Here is an 18,839-nt window from a genome sequence, read left to right as displayed (position 1 = left end):
CGTCTACGCCACGTTACGGCACCAGAGCCATAAAGCGAATACGCGTTATGGGAATTTGGGTGGAACCACGGACGTTACGGCACCAGAGCCATAAAGCGACTAGGCATTATGGGAATTTGGGTGGAACCACGAATGACACATTCGTCCCTCTATGAGGGATGGGTGTGTTTTTTTATTTCAAAAAAAGTGAAAGGTGTGTCAGTTATGAGAGAAAACATGGTGAAGATTCAATTTCCAGATGGAAAGATAAAGGAGTTTTCTGCAGGTACGACTGTCGCAGAAATTGCCTCCCATATTAGCCCGAGCTTAAAAAAGAAAGCAGTGGCGGGAAAGGTCAATGATCAAATGGTTGATTTAAGTTATCAGCTATACAGCGATGCCGGGCTGTCTATTGTAACACTTGATTCGAACGAAGGGCTTGAAGTGTTACGCCATACATCTGCACACGTATTAGCCCAAGCCGTGAAGAGGTTATATGACCATGTGACGCTTGGAATCGGACCTGTCGTCGAAAATGGATTTTACTATGATATGAATCTAAATCAATCTTTAAGCGTAGAGGATTTGGCTGTGATTGAAAAAGAGATGGAAAACATCATGAACGAAAATCATTTGATCCAAAGAATCGAAGTGTCTTACGAAGAAGCTGGAGCGTTGTTTGCGAATGACCCATATAAGCTGGACATTTTGAAAGGTCTTCCTAAACAAGAGGCAATCACGATTTATCAGCAAGGAGAATTTATAGATTTGTGCCGTGGTCCTCATCTGCCATCTACAGGATATATGAAGGCATTTAAGTTAACACGTGTTGCAGGGGCTTATTGGCGAGGGGATCGCAATCACGATGTATTGCAGCGGGTGTATGGTGTTGCGTTTCAACATTCAAAACATCTAGCTGATTATCTTCACTTTGTGGAAGAAGCAAACAAACGAGATCACCGAAAATTAGGCAAACAATTATCTCTAGTTATGTTCTCTGAAGAAGCCCCAGGCATGCCGTTTTATTTACCAAAGGGGCAGCTTATCAGAAATGAATTAATGGCTTTTTCAAGAGAAATGCGAGGTAAAGCACAATATGAAGAAGTGAGCACACCATTTATGATGAACCAAGAACTTTGGGAAAAGTCAGGCCATTGGGATCACTATCATGAAAATATGTATTTCTCGGAAGTAGACCAGACAAGTTTTGCTTTAAAGCCGATGAACTGTCCAGGGCATATGCTCATGTTTAAAAACAACTTATATTCATACAGGGATCTTCCAATCAGGATGGCCGAATTTGGTCAGGTGCATCGGCATGAATATAGCGGAGCATTAAATGGATTGTTTAGGGTCAGGACATTTTGCCAAGATGATGCCCATATTTTTTTGAGAGAAGATCAAATTGAGTCTGAAATCAAACAGATTTTCCAATTAGTTGATCACGTATATCGAACTTTTGGATTTGAGTATTCAGTTGAACTATCGACTCGTCCAGAAAAAGCATTAGGGGATGATGCGATTTGGCATCTATCAGAAACAGCGCTTCAAAATGTGCTTGATCAGCTAGAGGTCGACTACCAGCTAAATGAAGGAGATGGGGCCTTTTATGGTCCAAAAATTGATTTTCATATTAAAGATGCGCTGCAGCGGAGCCATCAGTGCGCCACAATTCAACTTGATTTCCAAATGCCTGAAAAATTTGATTTAACATATATCAATGAAAAAAACGAAAAGGTCCGACCGGTTGTCATTCACAGTGCCATTTTTGGTTCTCTTGATCGCTTCCTTGGTATTCTGATCGAGCATTTTGCAGGTGCCTTCCCGTTATGGCTAGCACCAGTACAAGTACAAATCATACCTGTCTCAAGCGTTCACCTTGATCACTGCTTGGAAGTTCAACAGCAACTAAGAAGTATAGGGATAAGAGTCACAATCGATGAACGGGATGAAAAACTCGGCTATAAAATGAGAGAAGCACAAATGCAAAAAATCCCTTATATCGCTGTGATTGGCGATACAGAAATGCAAGAAAAAACGCTTAATATCAGGCAGCATGGAGAAAAGGCTTCAGAGCAGCTGTCTATGGAGGACTTTAAACGGTTGGTAGCTCAACAAATAAAAGATAGAACGGTTGCTCAAGAAATGATGTGATGCGTTTCAGCATGTAAGATACGAAGGATTGGACGTTCATTGAATGATGGGCGTCTTTTCATTTGTGAAAAAACCGAATATGCGATGCAAAGGGAAAATATTGAAACATTTACTCAATAAAATCGTAATATAGATAGAGCGCTCATCAGAAACATTTGAAACGGAGAGGAGCATTACATGGAACAAGCAACGCTAAAAAAAATGAGAACAAAACAAATCGTCGCCTCTAATTTAATAGCCGGCATCATGATCGTCGCTTTTTTTATCTTGATTCAAATTTCTGAAATTCGTTTTACACATTTCTTTTTTTGTTTAGGAATTTTCATGCTCCTTCAAGGTATTTTAGGCTTTATCAAAAAAGGATCAACGAAGTCTTTCATTCCCATTTTCGAGCAGGTAGCTATATATGAAAAAGAGAAACTGGGGAAAGAGTGGGAGAAAGAACAGAGGATGGAGAATATTTGGAAAGTGGTATTGAGTGGCATTATGTTCTTTCAATCATTTAGCTTCCAAAATGTCACGAATCCATTCTTTGATATAGAACCTATATTTCTAATTTTTTTATTGGTTATTGCTCTAGCCCTTATCAATGTAAGCATGCTTTTTCGCTTTAGAAAAATTGACCGTTCTACTGAAGAGCATGAATTAAAAGGGTATACAAAGGAATCAAATATGATGGCAATGGTTTTAGGGCTCTTGACAGTTATCGTTATATTTTTCTTTATCATCGTCTTTGTCCTTCCATAAAAAATCACTTAACATGTTGAGGAGAAACAAATGAATGCAAACATACAACAATTGATAGATCAGACAAGGATGAAATTTGGCTTAGATCATTACCTTTTAAAAAGATACGGTTTTAGCCGTTACGTCAATGTCATCAATGAAACAATTTATAAATTGAATATGGAGTGGTTCCCTCCTCGTCACACTGAACCTGAAGACGATGATTCAAACCCCGAAGGAACAGCAGTCATTGAGGTGAATTTGAACACAGGTCAATTTGAAACGGTTATTTTTGTCATGGACAAGACTTACGCTAAGAATGGTGTGACATTTGACAGTCAGCATCCCGATGATATCTACCAATGGGTGGAACAAGAAACAGGGTTGATCTATGGGGAGCATTTTCATTTGCAAAAAGAAGAAAAGGGAGAACTTCATTTTCATGAAAGCATCGATAGTGTTCCAGTTTCGCCTTCTGGAACGATTGAAGTAACCTGGGATGAAAATGGACAACTCACGTCCTTTATTCATCATGGCCCATTTATAGCGAAAAAAATGCTGAGAGCGGAAGAATATGCGCTTTCTATTGATATGATCGAGAGCTTAGCTAAGCAACAGGTCCAGCGGTTTGAATGGCCTTCCTTCGAGCAGAATCGAATCCGTTCTGTTTATGCGTTAGAAGAGATCTATGTCAAGAACGATGGAACAGGAAATATTCCGTTTGAAATTGGGCGTGAAGAAACTCATTGCATACACTTGAATCAGGTCATGGAGTGGAATGAACCGTTAAACAAATCCTTTGAAAAAAAAGAAATGAATATACATGAAGACATTTCAGCTGAACAAGCCTTCTCATTGGAACCTTCGCCAGATACAATCCCGATATCAAAAGAGGAGCAAGACGAGTGCATGAAAGCGGTACGAACCTTTTTGCGACAGAAATATTCAAAGGATACAGGAAAGTGGGTCCTCACAACACTGCATCGTGACCATGGTTACATCCATGCGATCTTAAAAACGAGTCAGCAAGAAGGAAGTGGTTTTTTGGATAAAATCAAGGTCTTCATTGATGCCAGCTCTTTTGAAGCGGTCAATTACATAGATAAGAAAGAGATGTTTCAGGTGTGCGGGATACTCGACCCTTTTCAAGCACCCAGTGAAATCACTCTATCAAAGGAAGAAGCCTTTGAAAAATTGAGAGAGTACTTGGAGCTTACACCCATCTATGTCTATGACGATGCGCAAAAACAATATGTTTTATGCGGGAAGCTTGATTGCCATTATGGCGTCGATGCAGCCAGTGGCAAAGTGGTTCCATTACAGGACATTTGAAGTAATAAAGACAAAGCGCTTTACGACTTTTTAAAGAACAGTGAAGAGCTGTTCTTTTTTCTGTCTATTTAACCTATTTTTTGAATAAAAATGGAATTTTGTAGCAGGAAGTTGTCATTTCATCACGAAAGAAACAGATAAGAATATGATCATAGGTCCATCGTTTGGATTCGTGGTTGAGTCAATGAGAAGATATAGTAAACGTCATACAAACTAAACAGTCGGGACAGTACAGTTGATCTACAATTGATCTCTAGAAAAGAGAAATTGTGTCTCTAGTCGTATACGAAAATACGTGGGCTGAGATCATATGATGAGTTGATAACGTTTGTTTTTAGGTGAGCTTGAAGTCATGATAGAAGAAAGTGAGGATATCTACCTTGAGTACATTGGAAGTGTTTCGTCAGTTTTTGGTTGACCATTATCCTGCGTTACAAGATGAGCTTTGGCTGAAAGATGTTGATACCCTTCGAATCTCTCCTATTCTTCATCCTTTTCTGAAAAGCAAGCTGCCAGAGGGGATCGAAAAATTCACTTGTGTGCTATTCACGCAGCAGACAGATCAAACAGCTGCCCCGCTCAAAGTATACCTTCTATTAGATGAATATGAGCAATCACTTTACGCCATTGATTTGATGAATGAACAAATAGCGCTTCATTAATGAATGAAAAAGATGGAAGCTGAAATTGGAAAAAGCTGTTGAGAGGTTCTCAGCAGCTTTTTTATGATGAAGTTTCTACATCAATCAGTCGGTCATATCAACTATTCTTCGGTGCAAGTTGTTTAATTCTTTCTTGGTTGGAAAAGAGCTGATTAACAGAGTAGATCGTCCAAATTGAATAGGAAGCTCAGTATCCGTCACAATGATATCAATTTGAAGTTGAGCCATTGTCGATTCATTTAAAGTATTTTCAGGACTTGTAAAAATGTGAATAAGAGGAGGTACTCTCAATTTAATTAAATCTGCAATAAACAAACTGTGATTATAGCCTAGTGTTGAAATAACAAAAATGTTTAACATGTTTCTTCGCTCCATTTCTAATTGAACAAGTCCTCTCCAATTAGACGTAATGATTCGAATCAATTCTCGCTCGTTCTTGACAAAAGAAGCTAGTATATCATCTGTTTTTGACTCTTGAATGATATGAGAGATTCTTGAATAAAAGTATGGAAGCTGCTTTTTCACCTCTGATATATAGCGCGATTTCTTTTTGAAGAGAAATCCATCTCTTCCGGTAATTTCATTAGAATACACATAATGTTGGAGAAGAAGTAATGTCAGTACCTTTCGATTCGTAATTTCTGTATGGTAAATTAATTCCAATTGATCGATAAATGAATGGATGGCTTCATATAGACGCGGCGTATGCGACTGAAAGAATGTTAATTTTTCTTCGACAGACTCAATTGATTTAAAGTGACCGATAGCTGGTTCGATCAATAGTAAAAAGACAAACTCATGATGGTCTAGCATTATATCAAATTTGTCTTTCATCCTTCGACAAATCTGCTCCTCCCATGCTTTGATTTGATAATAGATACTCTTAGCTGTAGAAGACTGATTTTCTTCGTTCATTGAGTACGTATAGTTGCGTTTTATTGTGAAATTTTTTCTGATTCGGTGAATGGAAACGCCGAGCCACAGGCAGTATTTATCAATGGCGGCATCTGGTACATTGACTTCAATCACCTGAAATAGGTCTTGTAATAGATCAGCTGCATCTTGTTTTTGAATCTCATCAAACGGCCAAAGTCTGCTTCCGTACACTTCAAATAAAAACTCGACAAAGAAATGACGTATTTCCTTCTCATTTCCATAGAACTGCATACTATCTGGACGTAACTCAATGTCATAGGATGTAAGCACGGAATTGATTTTATTGATTGTGTTATACATTGTTGATCTGCTGATATTGAGAATGTCCATCCATTCATAGAAAGACATGTTTTGTTCGAAAAAAATCCCATCGATCAAACGTATTTCGATATTATCTTTTAGAATTTCCTTGGTATAGTAGTCCACTCGTAAGGTCTGCGTAAAACAAATGGAAATGCCCTGTCTTGGTTTTATACGGATTAATGGTTCCCCTTCCTCTGTTTGAAATGATTTCATCTGTTCTAAATCGCTTTGTATCGCACGAACAGAGCCGATCTTCTCATCTGATATTTCTTGAAGAGTCCACCATTTATTTTTGGATACAAGTAGTTTTAAAATATTGATCCATCTCTTTGATTTATTATCAATGAGTTCCATTAACCAAATACTCCTTTCTCTTGTTTGCGTCCCAATAAAGAATATGTAATGACCAGAATAGGCATGAAATGATTGTAATGTTTAGGATATATTGTTTTGTCTTCTCTTTTGATTATAAAAGAGAAAAAAATTAGACGAAATCGAAATTTATTAGCTTATTTACCATTTTTTTCTTATAAAAAGATATGAGCAAGTCATAAATATCTTAAAAATGGATCGTTTTAGAAATTTTGTTTATTTTTTTGCTGCTAAAACGGTAAATGTAAGAATAAAAAGCAGAGGATTTTTGATTAACATATGTAGGGGAACAAAGAGGAATGCTGTCTACACGATGCTGCACTGTCTCACCACCATACCATACATACAAGCTTGTGTTCATATGATCGGACCATATGTGAGTACATGCTTATATAAGCATGTATTAAATAGTATATTGATCATTCAAGCATAAATAGATACGTAACATTTGTTCAATCAATGATTCCTCTCAACATTCCCCACTTTTCCACGACCACTATTCCACCACATGATTCATTCACATGAGCATCTTTTATACGAAGTATTATTTTTCTCTTTGAATGCATAGGGTCTTAAGGTGTGATTTTATTGGGAAATATTTCATGAATAAGCGGGGTGAGTTTTTACAGCACAATTAAGGGTGATTTAACTTGATTTGAAATTGATTTAAGAAAAGGGTGAATGGATTGAAAAGAATTTTGTCACTGACTCTCATCATTGTATTAGTCATACAGTCTAGTATATTAGGAATCTTGCCTTTGGCAAATGCACAAGCTAAGGAATTTCAACAAAAAGACATTTATCGCAGCATTGAATTCGCTGACAACGAAGGGAATATTTTATCAGACAATGAAGACCAGAAAATCAGTAAAGCCATTGTGCATTGGTCAACCAAAGGAATCGATATAAAAAAAGGATATCCGTATGTTCTCTCTCTTCCTTCAACAGTTCAGGTAGAGAAGGAACAAAAAGATTCGATCATTGTCAATCAAATACATGTTGGCGATTATACCGTTTCTAAACAAAATGAAGTGACGGTAGTATTGAAAGAAGATGTTGAGCTTGATCCCAATTTAGAAGGATCATTCGTATTTGATATAACCAGTACAGCGGAACAAAAAGAAGAAACAAAGCAAAATCAGTCTAAAGAAAACCTTGTTACAGATGACTCAATAAAAGCGGAGCAAGAAAATACAAGCAAGGTGAAAGAAGACACTCAACCGAAACAAAAACAAAGCAATGAGGATGAGTTGCTAAAAAATAAAGTCGAAGTATCTAAAAGTTTAGGATTACAAAGTGCTACTCAGCAAACGCTTATTAAAGAAAATATTCTCACTGATGCTCATTTAATGTATGAAGATCAGCAAGGGAATCCAGTCGATAGGCCTGATATTAACTCGCTTATTTCGATGAACTATGAGTGGGCACTTCCGAATGGGCATAGCTACACTGGCGGAGATGAATTCCATTTCAAGGTTCCAGATGAATTAGTCATTTACGAAAAAATCAATCGTCTTGAGATGAAATTTAATCAGGCGACCATTGGTTATTTTTCTGTAGATGAAAGTGGAAATGCCTCCATAGAGTTCACTGATTTTATTAAGCAATATTCAAACATCCATGGAACGCTCCAAATTTGGACGAAATTAGATCAACAAACAGTCATCACTGAAGACAAAGAAATCATTATTACCCCGATTGAAGGCAAGGATACCGTCTCTATTCCCATCAATTACCTTCCAAGTGGTCCAAACGTTTCAAAAAAGGGAGAGCCAAATCGATCGTACAATGCTGAAACCATTCAATGGACAGTAGATTTTAATATGGACTTAGATGATGTCAAGCAAGCCAAGCTAGTGGATCCGATTCAAAACGGTCAATCTTTGAAAAAAGATTCAATGAAGCTTTATCGCGTTGATACAAAGCTAAATGGTGAAACATCGATTGGCCAACTGGTTGATGAAAGCCACTACACAATAGGTCAAACAGCAGATGGTCAAGATTTCACGATTGAATTCAAAGATGAAGTGCACCTTGCTTATCGTTTAGTATATGAGACTGACATCACAGATCAGGATCAGTCTACGTTTCGTAATAAAGCATCACTAGTCTCCGCTGATAAGGTAATTAGTGCTGCAGAAGGAACAGTAAATGTAACAAGAGGCAGTCCTTTAGAAAAAAGGGCCGCTCACTACGATCCAGTGACCCAGACCATTACATGGGAAATTCGTTATAACTACAACGAAAAGACGATTGCCAAAAAGGATGCTTTTTTAGAGGACTTTTTTAATGGCACACAGGAGCTCATTTCCGGTTCATTTCAAGTGAAGGAAGTAACAATTGATCAGAATGGCGCTGAATCAGGAACAAAGGATTATGAAGGTTACACCATTCAAGATCAAAAAAAGGGAGATCAAAACGGATTTGCTTTTCAATTCAATCATGATATTCAATCAGCCTATCTCATCACGTATCAAACAAAAGCCACTGAGCGCATTTTCGAGGCTGAACAAATTGTAAATACCGTGACGACTGGCGATCAGAGCAAACAAGCCAATCAAAGAATTGATCAACAGATCTTGACGAAACATCATGGAACACCGAACTACAAGAACAAAACGATTCCTTGGAGTATCACCTTCAACAAAGATCAACAAACCATGAACAATCTGACAATAAAAGATACTTTCACAAATGAAGGGTTGACGCTGCAAAAGGATAGTTTGAAGGTCATGACAGGGAATACAGTGCTTGAAGAGGGCACTGATTATCAAATCGTCGAGCATGAAAATGGGTTTGATATTCAATTTGCAAAAGAAATTAAGACTGAGCATACCATCACGTATACAACTTCATTTGATTATGAAAAAAGAGCGGATAAAGATCAAAAAAATCTGCGTAATCATGTGAAGCTTGAATGGACCAATGAAGATGGGAAGGACCTGACGAAGGAAAACGATTCTGTTTTCACGCCTGACACATATACACAATCAAATGGCTTTAAAAATGGGTCCTACAATGCGAAAACGAAAGAGATCACATGGAATATTGGTGTGAACTATAACCTGAAACATTTAGATGAGGCGAGAATTGAAGATTTCATCCAAGGGAATCAGCGCTTGATAAAAGATTCAATTACAATTTATTCGCTTGATCTACAAGGTGGAGAAAATGGCACTGAAGAAAAAGAGGTTTTAGCGAAAGAAGATTATGAAATCAAATTCCTTGAAAATGCAAAAGGAGAAACAGGATTCGAAGTTATCTTCAAAAAAGCAATCGATTCACCATACAAGATCACATATAAGACGAGTCTTGAAGGGATGAATTTAGTAGAGAAAACGTATGAGAATACAGCGACTCTTTATGAAGGAAACACAAAAGAATCTGATGTGAATGCCACGGTTTCTATTCCAAATGGCGGGAAATACACGAGCAAATCCGGAAATCAACAAGGGAAAGTGATTGATTGGAGACTGAATATCAACTTTGGTCAATCAACAGTGCAAGATGCAACGATCATAGATCATCCAAGTGCGAACCAAGCATTAATAGAAAATTCTTTTCATCTCTATACGACGACAATAGATGAAAAGGGGCAAGTGACAAAAAAGGATGAACTGGAAAAAGGAAAGGATTTTGAGTTAAACCTCGAACTCAATCCAGATTCTTTTCAAATCCAATTTAAAGAAGAAATCACCAGACCGTATATCCTAGAATACCAATCTCTTATTTTAGATAAGGTGGGAAGTACACTTCAAAACGAAGTGACGTTTAGAGGTGAAAATGTTCAAGAAATAAAAAAAGAATCTGAAGCCTCAATTGTTGTAAAACGCACCGCTGGTATGGGAGATGGAACGGGAGCTGTTGGTGCTTTAACCATTAAAAAGGTAGATGCGAGTAGTGGAAAAGCGCTAAAAGGAGCGAGCTTCTCCTTGTTAGATACTGCGAGTGGAATCGTCATTGGAACAAAGACGACAGATGAAGAAGGATCTCTCATATTTGATCGTCTATTGTATGGTGACTATACAGTAACAGAAGTGAAAGCACCTGATGGTTATATCAAGAGCAATGAACCGATCCATGTATCAATTGATCAGCCTTACGAATCAGGAGATCAAGCGAAAACAGGAAACGTCATGACCGTGCAGAACCAAGAAATTAAGCAGCATGTCAAATTGACGAAAAAAGACAAAGATACAGGTGCGGCATTAGAGAATGCGGAATTTGAACTCAAGAATGAAGCTGGAGATACAATTCAAACCAATTTGAAAACAGATGAAAATGGAGAAATCCTTTTCAAAGACCTTGAGCCAGGCTCCTATTATTTTGTTGAGACAAAAGCACCGAAAGGCTATCAACTAAATACTCAGAAATGGCCGTTCACAATCAAAGAGAATCAAACAGAAACAACCACAGTAACCGCAGTGAATGACATTGTCAAAGGCTCTGTAGAACTGAGCAAAATGGGTGAAGGCGGGGAAAGACTAGCAGGCGCACAATTCAAGCTTTTAGATAAAGATGGGCATGAATTGGATGGAACGCTTGTGACAGGAAAAGACGGCAAGATCACAATGAACGAACTAAGACCAGGTGCGTATCAGTTGATCGAAACAAAAGCACCTGAAGGTTATGAGTTAGATGATACGCCGCTCAAATTTGAAGTTCCGCTTGATCCAAAAGAGCCGGTCATCATTTCGAAAAAGAATCTTTATCAAACAAGTGCATTAGAAGTGATGAAAGAAGGGGAAGATGGCAAGAAGCTTCAAGGTGTTCGTTTTGAAGTGATTGATCAGAATGGCGAAGTCGTTCGTAAAGAATTGAAAACAGATCAGGATGGAAAGCTATTCATCAACAACCTCAAACCAGGTAAATATCAGCTAGTGGAGACAGAGAGTGTCGAGGGCTATCAAAAGAAGAGTACACCTTATCCTTTTACCATCGAAGTTGCACAAAAAACCCCGACAGAGATGAAAGTAATCAATGATTTAAAAACGGGAGCTGTCCAGCTCACGAAGCTCGGCGAAAAGAATGATGTGCTTGAAGGAGCAGAATTTAAGCTCTTAGATGCAAATGGAAAAGAGATTGAAGCTGGTCTCGTCACAGATCGGGATGGGAAGATCACAATCAACGATCTTAAACCAGGAACCTATCAGTTTGTTGAAACGAAAGCTCCATTTGGTCATGAACTTGATGAAACACCTGTCACCTTTGCTATTCCATTTAATCCTCAGAAGATGGTAAGCGTCACAAAAGAAAATAGCCGAACAACAGGCGGGGTCTTGTTACACAAAAAAGGGGAAGATGGGAAATCATTAGAAGGTGTTGTCTTTGATCTATCTGATGCCAACGGAAAAATAGTGGCAGGAGGAGAAGGGATCGCTACCAATCAAGATGGAAAGATCGTGTTCTCAGGTCTAAAACCAGGAACCTACCAATTTGTTGAAAGAAAGAGTATTGAAGGCTATGAATTGAGCGAAACACCACTTGTATTTGAGGTGAAACTAGGCCAAAAAGAGCTGATTCATGTTGAGGCAATCAATCAGCTGAAGAAAGGTTCAGTTGAACTGACAAAAATAGGGGAAGAAAAAGAAAGGCTCAAAGGCGCAGAATTTACACTCTTAAATGACAATGGTAAAGAATTAATGTCGGGGTTGAAAACCAACGAGAAAGGCATCATCACTGTGAACGATTTAAGACCAGGTGCCTACCAATTGGTTGAAACGAAGGCACCATTCGGACATGAACTGGATTCAGAGCCAGTAGACTTTAAGATCGATTTCAACCCGAGTAAAATGGTCAAAGTCACAAAAGAAAATATCCTGATGACAAGCGCTGTGAAGCTTCAGAAAAAAGGAGAGGATGGTCAGTTACTCACTGGAGTGACCTTCGATCTAATCGATGAGCATGATAAGCGAATCAAGAAAGGATTGAAAACAGACCAAAACGGTCAATTGACTGTTGATCAACTGAAGCCAGGAACCTATCGCTTTGTCGAAACAGCAAGCATTGCTGGCTATGAATTGGATCAGACACCTATCCCATTTACAATTCATCTAGGTCAAGACAAACCGGCAAAAGTAGAAATGATCAATCAGCTTACACCGGGAGCAGTAGAACTGACCAAAGTCGATGATAAAGGACATAAGCTAGAAAATGCAGAGTTTTCTCTTCTTAATGGAGAAGGAAAAACGTTGCAGAAATCACTTGTAACTGATCAAGCGGGTAAAATCAACATCAATGACCTAAAACCAGGGGATTATCAATTCATTGAAACGAAAGCGCCGCATGGCTATCAATTAGATGACAAACCGATCCTATTTACCATTGAGAAAAATCAGCAGCAGCCACTTCAATTAACAGCGAAGAATCAATTGATCTTAGGAAGTCTGCGTATCATAAAGGTAGACCAGCAAACAGATAGAACCTTAAAAGGAGCAGCCTTTGACATTCGTGAAAAAGCAGGAAAAACCATACAATCTGTGACAACCGGAAAAGACGGAGAAACCATAGTAAAAGGGCTTAAACCTGGTGATTATATACTCACAGAGACGAGAGCACCAAATGGTTACGTTCCTTTAAAGAAGCCAATCGAGTTTACAATTGAAATGGGCCAAGTGGAGATCAAGACAATGATTGTGAAAAATTCACCAGTGAAGAATGAACAGGATCATTCCAATCCTCCAAGCTCTCATAAAGGTGATCAAAACCCGCCTCATCATACAAACGATGAGCTTCCAAAGACTGGGGAAGAATGGCTGCGCTATTTGATGTATGCAGGTATTTTATTAGTCGCTTCAGGCACTGTTCTACTTGTTGTCAGAAGAAGAGCCACTCAGTAAAAGGAAGGAACGAGTCTATTGACGAAAACAAGAACCTTACTAGGCTGCTTTTTGGTGTTCATTGGTCTGATGCTCATCTCCGTACCTCTTATATATGAATGGCGAACAACTCAAGAGGCTGCGGCAATGGAACGGGCATTAAAGATGATTAAAGAGAATGACAGTGACAACCTTTCTTCCATTCCACATTTAACTGTGTCAGAGGAAGACCTGCGTGATGTCATGGAACTAGAGATCCCGTCAATTGATTTAAACGAAAAAGTGCTTCCTGTCACATCAGAAGAAAATTTAGGCATTGCACTGACTCAAATCAAGCCTCACCAATTACCAGGTGAAGGGAACTTTACAATTGCAGGCCATAGAGGCTATAGAGGTGATCGGCTTTTTAGACAGCTGCCAGAGGTGCCTAAAGGAGAAAAAGTCATCTTACATCATCAAGGGGAAACATACGAATATCAAATTGTCAGCTCTGCTACGATTGAGCCGACGGATGTTGATGTATTAAAAGATCGTGAAAAAAATGAACTGACATTGATCACTTGCACACTCGATGGCAAGAAACGCTTTGTCTTAAAAGGTATACGTACAAATGATCAAAAGGGTGAGCGTATTTCGGATGCATAAGAACAAAATAATAGATGCTGAGTACGGTGGAAAAGAAGTAAAGAAGACGTTGACGATAGACATGTTGCACCAATTGTTATCGGAGCATTATCCCACCTTAAAAGACGAACATTGGGATGTTGATGTGGATACCATTCGGGCTTCACCCATTCTTCATCCTTTATTAAAAAGAAAGCTTCCGATTGGTGTCGAGAAATTTACCTGTGTTTTGTTCACTCAACAGACAGCATCTTTTGGAGACCCTTTGATTGTGTACTTTTTATTGGATGAGAAAGGCGAGTCGTTTTACGCAATGGATCTCTTGCTTGAGCAGAACTGCGCACATTAAACGAATTTAAAAAAGGAAGGGGTTTTTTACTCCCTTCCTTTTTTGTCATGATTGAATCACGCAAATAACTTCAGTCCAACCACACCAATGACAATCAGTAGCAGGCTGAGCATCCGAATCATGTTTTTCGGTTCTTTAAAGAGAATCATATTGAACAAGACAGAGCCCGCAGTTCCAAGTCCAATCCAGACCGTATAAGCGACGGATACTTGAACGGAAGAGAACGAAGCGTATAAAAACAAAAAGGATAAGGCAAAACCGCCGACAAATAGTAGGCCTGTAGTGATTTGCTTTTTCTTACTAAACATACTCAAGCCAATGGTTCCGCCGATTTCGCAGACAGAGGCTAACAACACAAAAAACCAGCCCATATTATACCGCTTCTCCTTTCTGCTCATGTGCATCTCCATCAGACACTTTTAATCCAATAATGCCGAGGACCAATATCCCCATAAATAAGAGCTTTTTGAATGAAAACGAACCGCCGAACAGCGCATAATCCATCATAGACGTACCGATTGTTCCAACTCCGGCAAATACGGCGTATACCGTTCCTGTCGGCAGCTTCTCACAAGCTTTCATTAAAAAATAAAAATCAATCGGGATGAGGCAGATAATGATCGCCCACTCCCACACAGCATCTGCTTTATTTAAACCAAACACCCAAAGTAACTCGAATAAACAAGTGAGTGCGACATACATCCAGCTTTTCCTCATGTTATTCCTCCTAAAACTGACGATTCGTCATTTCGAGACCAAAAAAGAACGTACAGCATGTGCTGTACTTTTTAAGGTGTCTCTATGCCAAGTGCGTAAACGAGAAATTGCTTGACCTCTCGTTTTTGAATAAGGACCTCTTCTGTATCTGTTTCTGTAAATAAATACATTTGCTCAGCTGACGATTCAAGTAAACCGATAATGAATTTCGCCGCGTAATGACAATTCAAGTTCGCGCGGACTCTTTTGTCCTGCTTTGCTTTTTCTAGAAAAGTGGCGATCCATTTGTAAATCGGCTCATAAATATCTTCCCATTCCTTTAAATGCTCGGTGGCAGCTAAACCTGAATAGGTCAGGGCAAGGACATCATGGTATTTTCTTGTAAAAGAGAATATGAATTCAACAAGCGCATCTGCTTGATCGAGGACATCTGCATGCTGAGTTAATTCCTTTTCAATTGCAGGCACCATCTCCGAGATCAGATGCTCTGCGATAGCAGGCATGACAGACAGCTTTGAAGGAAAATATAAATAATACGTTCCTTGCGCTACCCCTGCTGCTTTCACAATATCCGAAATGGTTGTCTTTTCAATTCCTTTTTCTTTAAACGCGTCAATGGCAGCAAGCATAATCTTTTCTCGTTTTGACATATCATCACCGACCTTAAATGACTGAATGTCAGTCAGTTTAGCGGGAAACTGACGATTTGTCAATAGCCCTTTTGAAGTGCTAACCTCATATAGACTGTAGTACAATCAGGGATAACCTATGAATAGATGATGGACTGTATGAATAGGCTGTAATATGTCCAAGCAATCTAATAAACAAATAGAAAGGAGCTACACATCTATGAAATTATTATCATCACTTCCAATCGGCTCCTTATTGCTACTTGTTATATTGTTTGTTTACATGCGATTCAGGTATACAAAGAAGCGCAATCAATCCATGTATTTGTTCACAGAAACTGCCCTTGCATTTCTGTTTTTTTATACGAGCACATTGCTATATTTAACGGTATTACCCAATCAATTTTCCGCAGCAAAAGATCAAGTGAGTGTCAATTTCATTCCACTTCATTCGATCTATCAAAATTTTCATGCACTGCATCATGGTTACCCTGCACTCGTTTACTTAAATATCATAGGGAACATTTTGCTATTTGTACCGATTGGCTTTTTGCTTTTTTGCGGTTTTAAAAAAATGACATGGCAGAAAGCGATCTTGACAGGTTTTCTTTTATCAACAAGTATTGAAATGTTGCAATGGTTGTTTTCTACATATGGCATCATTACAAGAAGTAGTGATGTTGATGATTTGATCTTAAACACGCTTGGTACAGCGATTGGTTGCATGGTCTACATCTTATATCGAAGCAAAAAGGGGGTGTTAAGGTGAAACGAATTTGTATCATTCCGTGTGGAGCAAAGAAAATATGGGATGTGTCAAAAGAGGCCGGTAGCCAGCCAGCACATCTTGTGTATTTAAGCCCACTACATCAACGAACAAAAACCTATGCACAAACGTTTTTTGATGATTGGGTGATTCTATCAGGAAAGTACGGATTCTTACATAAAGACGACATTATTCCTGCAAATTATGATGTGACGTTCGGTACAAATCATATAGAGCTCATTACAGAAGAACAGCTCCGACGGCAATTTTATGAAAAACAGCTAACAGCCTTTGATGAGTTGGTGGTGCTTGGCGGGAAAAAATTTAGAAAAGTCATTGATCCACTTCTGCTAGACCATCAGCATGCGAATTACCCACTCGCACCATATAAAGGAATTGGATATATGTTAAAAGCAATAAAAGAAGCAACAGAATCAGGCACAGAACTAACAGCACATGATTGAAGGAAAAATGATTCCTTAATGTCTCTCTATGCAGGGTTTTAAAGAATGAAAAGCGAATTATTTGTAAGCAATACTAAAAAGATCAGCTCACCTTTTCTATCGACGAATGAATGAAAATGGATCCTATATTAAAAGGGGGCAGTACTCATGACAACCATCTATTTAGCTGGTGACTCGACCGTTTGTTCTTACCCAGATCGTCCTGTTCAAGGAGGTTGGGGGGAATTTCTCCACCTCTATACTGCAAATGATGTGTCGGTGATCAATAAGGCAATTGGAGGCAGAAGCTCAAAGACGTTTATTGAAGAAGGGCGGCTCGACGACATATTAGCCAAGATTCAACCAGGCGACTGGCTTTTTATCCAAATGGGGCATAACGATGCATCCACCAAAAAACCGGAGCGACATACTGACCCTTTTACTACGTATAAGGCCTACTTATCACAATACATTCAAGGGGCTAGAGAAAAAGGGGCAAACCCTTTACTCCTGACACCTGTCGGCCGCTTTCATGAAGAGAATGGGGTATATGTCAATGATTTTCCTGCATATTGTGAGGCGATGAAGGAGCTGGCTGATGAAGAACAAGTGCTGATCGTTGATTTAATGAAAGCAAGTCTTGACTTTTATCAGGCATCAGGTCATGAAAAGACAGCATCATATTTTATGCTTTCAACTGGTATTGATGATCGTACACATTTTACAAAAACAGGTGCAGATGCCATCGCAAGACTCGTTTCACTTGAACTAAAAGATCTTGGATTGTCATTTGTTTAAGCTACGTTTAGGACGAGTTTTAGGACTCGTCTTTTTATTTTGTAGAAAGTTATTGCCACCACTTACTCCTGTAGACTACAATGAATATGTATGATAATGAGAATCAATATCACTTATTTGGCATAGATAGCTACAAAACAGGAGGGACACGAATGACAGAGCAACTTGAATTGTTTGACGTGACAATTATCGGTGGTGGGCCTGCTGGCATGTATACCGCCTTTTATAGCGGAATGCGTGATTTAAAAACGAAGGTCCTTGAATACAATGAAACCCTTGGAGGAAAAGTGCTCCTTTACCCAGAAAAAGTCATTTGGGATGTAGGCGGATTAGTGCCGACAAGAGGAGAGCAATTAATTAAACAGCTTGAACAGCAAGCCAAAACATTTGAACCTGTCATTGCATTAAATCAAAAAATAACAGACTTTCATCGCTTAGAAGATGGAAATATATTGATTACGTCCGAAAATGGTGATCGTCATTTAACCAAAACCTTGATTTTGGCAATGGGGCATGGTATTCCAGTTCAAAGAAAGCTGGAGGTTGAAAATGCAGATCGCTACGAAGTAACAAACCTTTATTATACGGTTCAGGAGCTCAAAACCTTCGCTGGAAAAAGAGTCGTTATCTCTGGGGGCGGCGATTCTGCGGTGGATTGGGCAAATGCCCTTGTGCCAATTGCGAAAAGTGTCACTGTTATACACCGCAGAGATATGTTTGGTGGACATGAAAAAAACGTGGCGAATATGAAAGCATCAAGTGCACGTATTTTAACCCCACATGAATTAACGGACCTACATGGAAACGGAAAAGAAATCGAAGCTGTCACTGTTCAGCATTTAGAAACAGGTGAAAAAGAACGTATTGAAACAGACGCAGTCATTGTCAACCACGGCATGAAAGGCGATTTAAGTGTTCTTGCAGAATGGGGATTAAAGCAAGGTGAATGGGGACTCATTGAAGTGAATGAGCAGATGGAGACCAATTTACCAGGTGTGTATGCAGTAGGTGATTTATGTACACATAAAAGCAAGGTCCGCTTGATTGCAGGAACGTTTGTAGATGGTGTGAACGCACTAAATAGTGCGAAATTATATATCGAACCAGATGCGGAGAAAGTGGCGTATGTATCTTCTCATAATGAACGTTTTAAGGAAAAAAACAAAGAATTGCTGGCAGCCGGTGCAGATCGCTAAAAAAAACAAAACAAGAAGGGTGGTGCCGCAACGGC

15 protein-coding genes are annotated in these 18,839 nt (G+C 38.9%); 11 read left to right on the top strand and 4 right to left on the bottom strand.

All coding sequences use genetic code 11. The features are described 5' to 3' along the window. The first annotated feature begins 204 nt into the window (after window positions 1-204). From thrS to BA70_RS13350, 4 genes are all read left to right on the top strand, one after another. Window positions 205-2,133 carry a threonine--tRNA ligase gene (gene thrS / locus BA70_RS13365; RefSeq protein WP_078061729.1) on the top strand — a complete coding sequence of 643 codons (1,929 nt, stop codon included), beginning with the start codon at window positions 205-207 and terminating at the stop codon, window positions 2,131-2,133. Between the two features lie 177 nt (window positions 2,134-2,310). Then, a complete protein-coding gene (locus BA70_RS13360) occupies window positions 2,311-2,880 on the top strand; it encodes a hypothetical protein (protein ID WP_034323140.1) in 570 nt (189 codons plus the stop codon). A gap of 30 nt (window positions 2,881-2,910) precedes the next feature. Further along, entirely contained in the window at window positions 2,911-4,191 is a 1,281-nt protein-coding gene (locus BA70_RS13355) for a hypothetical protein (protein ID WP_034323138.1), read from the top strand. 380 nt (window positions 4,192-4,571) lie between these two features. After that, a complete protein-coding gene (locus BA70_RS13350; RefSeq protein ID WP_024425245.1) occupies window positions 4,572-4,853 on the top strand; it encodes a hypothetical protein in 282 nt (93 codons plus the stop codon). An 84-nt stretch (window positions 4,854-4,937) separates the two neighbouring features. Here the strand turns inward: BA70_RS13350 and BA70_RS13345 are convergent, their stop codons facing one another. Then, window positions 4,938-6,446, bottom strand: a complete 1,509-nt coding sequence (locus tag BA70_RS13345) for an AcpB/EbpR/MafR family transcriptional regulator (protein ID WP_034323136.1) — start codon at window positions 6,444-6,446, stop codon at window positions 4,938-4,940. Between the two features lie 704 nt (window positions 6,447-7,150). Between BA70_RS13345 and BA70_RS13340 the strand changes: the two genes are divergently transcribed. The 3 genes from BA70_RS13340 to BA70_RS13330 all read left to right on the top strand — a co-directional run bounded on the left by BA70_RS13340 (window position 7,151) and on the right by BA70_RS13330 (window position 14,255). Further along, the gene (locus BA70_RS13340; protein ID WP_034323133.1) at window positions 7,151-13,303 is read left to right on the top strand and encodes a SpaA isopeptide-forming pilin-related protein; all 6,153 of its coding nucleotides are present in this window, start codon (window positions 7,151-7,153) and stop codon (window positions 13,301-13,303) included. 69 nt (window positions 13,304-13,372) lie between these two features. Then, entirely contained in the window at window positions 13,373-13,927 is a 555-nt protein-coding gene (locus tag BA70_RS13335) for a class D sortase (RefSeq protein WP_051691154.1), read from the top strand. Beyond that, window positions 13,920-14,255, top strand: a complete 336-nt coding sequence (locus BA70_RS13330; RefSeq protein WP_034323128.1) for a hypothetical protein — start codon at window positions 13,920-13,922, stop codon at window positions 14,253-14,255. Before BA70_RS13335 ends, BA70_RS13330 begins: the two co-directional genes overlap by 8 nt. A gap of 56 nt (window positions 14,256-14,311) precedes the next feature. Here the strand turns inward: BA70_RS13330 and BA70_RS13325 are convergent, their stop codons facing one another. From BA70_RS13325 to BA70_RS13315, 3 genes are all read right to left on the bottom strand, one after another. Further along, on the bottom strand, window positions 14,312-14,626 hold the full coding sequence (locus BA70_RS13325; RefSeq protein WP_034323125.1) for a DMT family transporter: 315 nt from the start codon (window positions 14,624-14,626) through the stop codon (window positions 14,312-14,314). Window position 14,627: 1 nt separating this feature from the next. Then, window positions 14,628-14,972 carry a DMT family transporter gene (locus tag BA70_RS13320; RefSeq protein ID WP_034323123.1) on the bottom strand — a complete coding sequence of 115 codons (345 nt, stop codon included), beginning with the start codon at window positions 14,970-14,972 and terminating at the stop codon, window positions 14,628-14,630. 71 nt (window positions 14,973-15,043) lie between these two features. Next, a complete protein-coding gene (locus tag BA70_RS13315; protein WP_034323149.1) occupies window positions 15,044-15,622 on the bottom strand; it encodes a TetR/AcrR family transcriptional regulator in 579 nt (192 codons plus the stop codon). Window positions 15,623-15,821: 199 nt separating this feature from the next. On the opposite strand from BA70_RS13315, the gene BA70_RS13310 reads away from it, so the two are divergent. The 4 genes from BA70_RS13310 to BA70_RS13295 all read left to right on the top strand — a co-directional run bounded on the left by BA70_RS13310 (window position 15,822) and on the right by BA70_RS13295 (window position 18,804). Continuing rightward, on the top strand, window positions 15,822-16,370 hold the full coding sequence (locus BA70_RS13310) for a VanZ family protein (RefSeq protein WP_051691153.1): 549 nt from the start codon (window positions 15,822-15,824) through the stop codon (window positions 16,368-16,370). After that, entirely contained in the window at window positions 16,367-16,831 is a 465-nt protein-coding gene (locus BA70_RS13305; protein WP_034323121.1) for a DUF6884 domain-containing protein, read from the top strand. Before BA70_RS13310 ends, BA70_RS13305 begins: the two co-directional genes overlap by 4 nt. Before the next feature lie 147 nt (window positions 16,832-16,978). Then, a complete protein-coding gene (locus BA70_RS13300; protein ID WP_034323118.1) occupies window positions 16,979-17,608 on the top strand; it encodes a rhamnogalacturonan acetylesterase in 630 nt (209 codons plus the stop codon). A gap of 152 nt (window positions 17,609-17,760) precedes the next feature. Next, complete coding sequence (locus tag BA70_RS13295) at window positions 17,761-18,804, top strand: NAD(P)/FAD-dependent oxidoreductase (RefSeq protein ID WP_034323116.1); 1,044 nt, start codon at window positions 17,761-17,763, stop codon at window positions 18,802-18,804. The last annotated feature ends 35 nt before the right edge of the window (window positions 18,805-18,839 follow it).

It is taken from the genome of Bacillus zhangzhouensis (assembly GCF_000715205.1).
Lineage (GTDB): Bacteria > Bacillota > Bacilli > Bacillales > Bacillaceae > Bacillus > Bacillus zhangzhouensis.
This window is presented reverse-complemented; position numbering and strand designations above follow the sequence as displayed.

Bases quoted from the DNA above. Each gene is read 5' to 3' on its own strand.
- thrS (WP_078061729.1), top strand. From the start codon at position 205: ATGAGAGAAAACATGGTGAAGATTCAATTTCCAGATGGAAAGATAAAG.
- BA70_RS13360 (WP_034323140.1), top strand. From the start codon at position 2,311: ATGGAACAAGCAACGCTAAAAAAAATGAGAACAAAACAAATCGTCGCC.
- BA70_RS13355 (WP_034323138.1), top strand. From the start codon at position 2,911: ATGAATGCAAACATACAACAATTGATAGATCAGACAAGGATGAAATTT.
- BA70_RS13345 (WP_034323136.1), bottom strand. From the start codon at position 6,446: ATGGAACTCATTGATAATAAATCAAAGAGATGGATCAATATTTTAAAA.
- BA70_RS13335 (WP_051691154.1), top strand. From the start codon at position 13,373: ATGCTCATCTCCGTACCTCTTATATATGAATGGCGAACAACTCAAGAG.
- BA70_RS13330 (WP_034323128.1), top strand. From the start codon at position 13,920: ATGCATAAGAACAAAATAATAGATGCTGAGTACGGTGGAAAAGAAGTA.
- BA70_RS13325 (WP_034323125.1), bottom strand. From the start codon at position 14,626: ATGGGCTGGTTTTTTGTGTTGTTAGCCTCTGTCTGCGAAATCGGCGGA.
- BA70_RS13320 (WP_034323123.1), bottom strand. From the start codon at position 14,972: ATGAGGAAAAGCTGGATGTATGTCGCACTCACTTGTTTATTCGAGTTA.
- BA70_RS13315 (WP_034323149.1), bottom strand. From the start codon at position 15,622: ATGTCAAAACGAGAAAAGATTATGCTTGCTGCCATTGACGCGTTTAAA.
- BA70_RS13310 (WP_051691153.1), top strand. From the start codon at position 15,822: ATGAAATTATTATCATCACTTCCAATCGGCTCCTTATTGCTACTTGTT.
- BA70_RS13300 (WP_034323118.1), top strand. From the start codon at position 16,979: ATGACAACCATCTATTTAGCTGGTGACTCGACCGTTTGTTCTTACCCA.
- BA70_RS13295 (WP_034323116.1), top strand. From the start codon at position 17,761: ATGACAGAGCAACTTGAATTGTTTGACGTGACAATTATCGGTGGTGGG.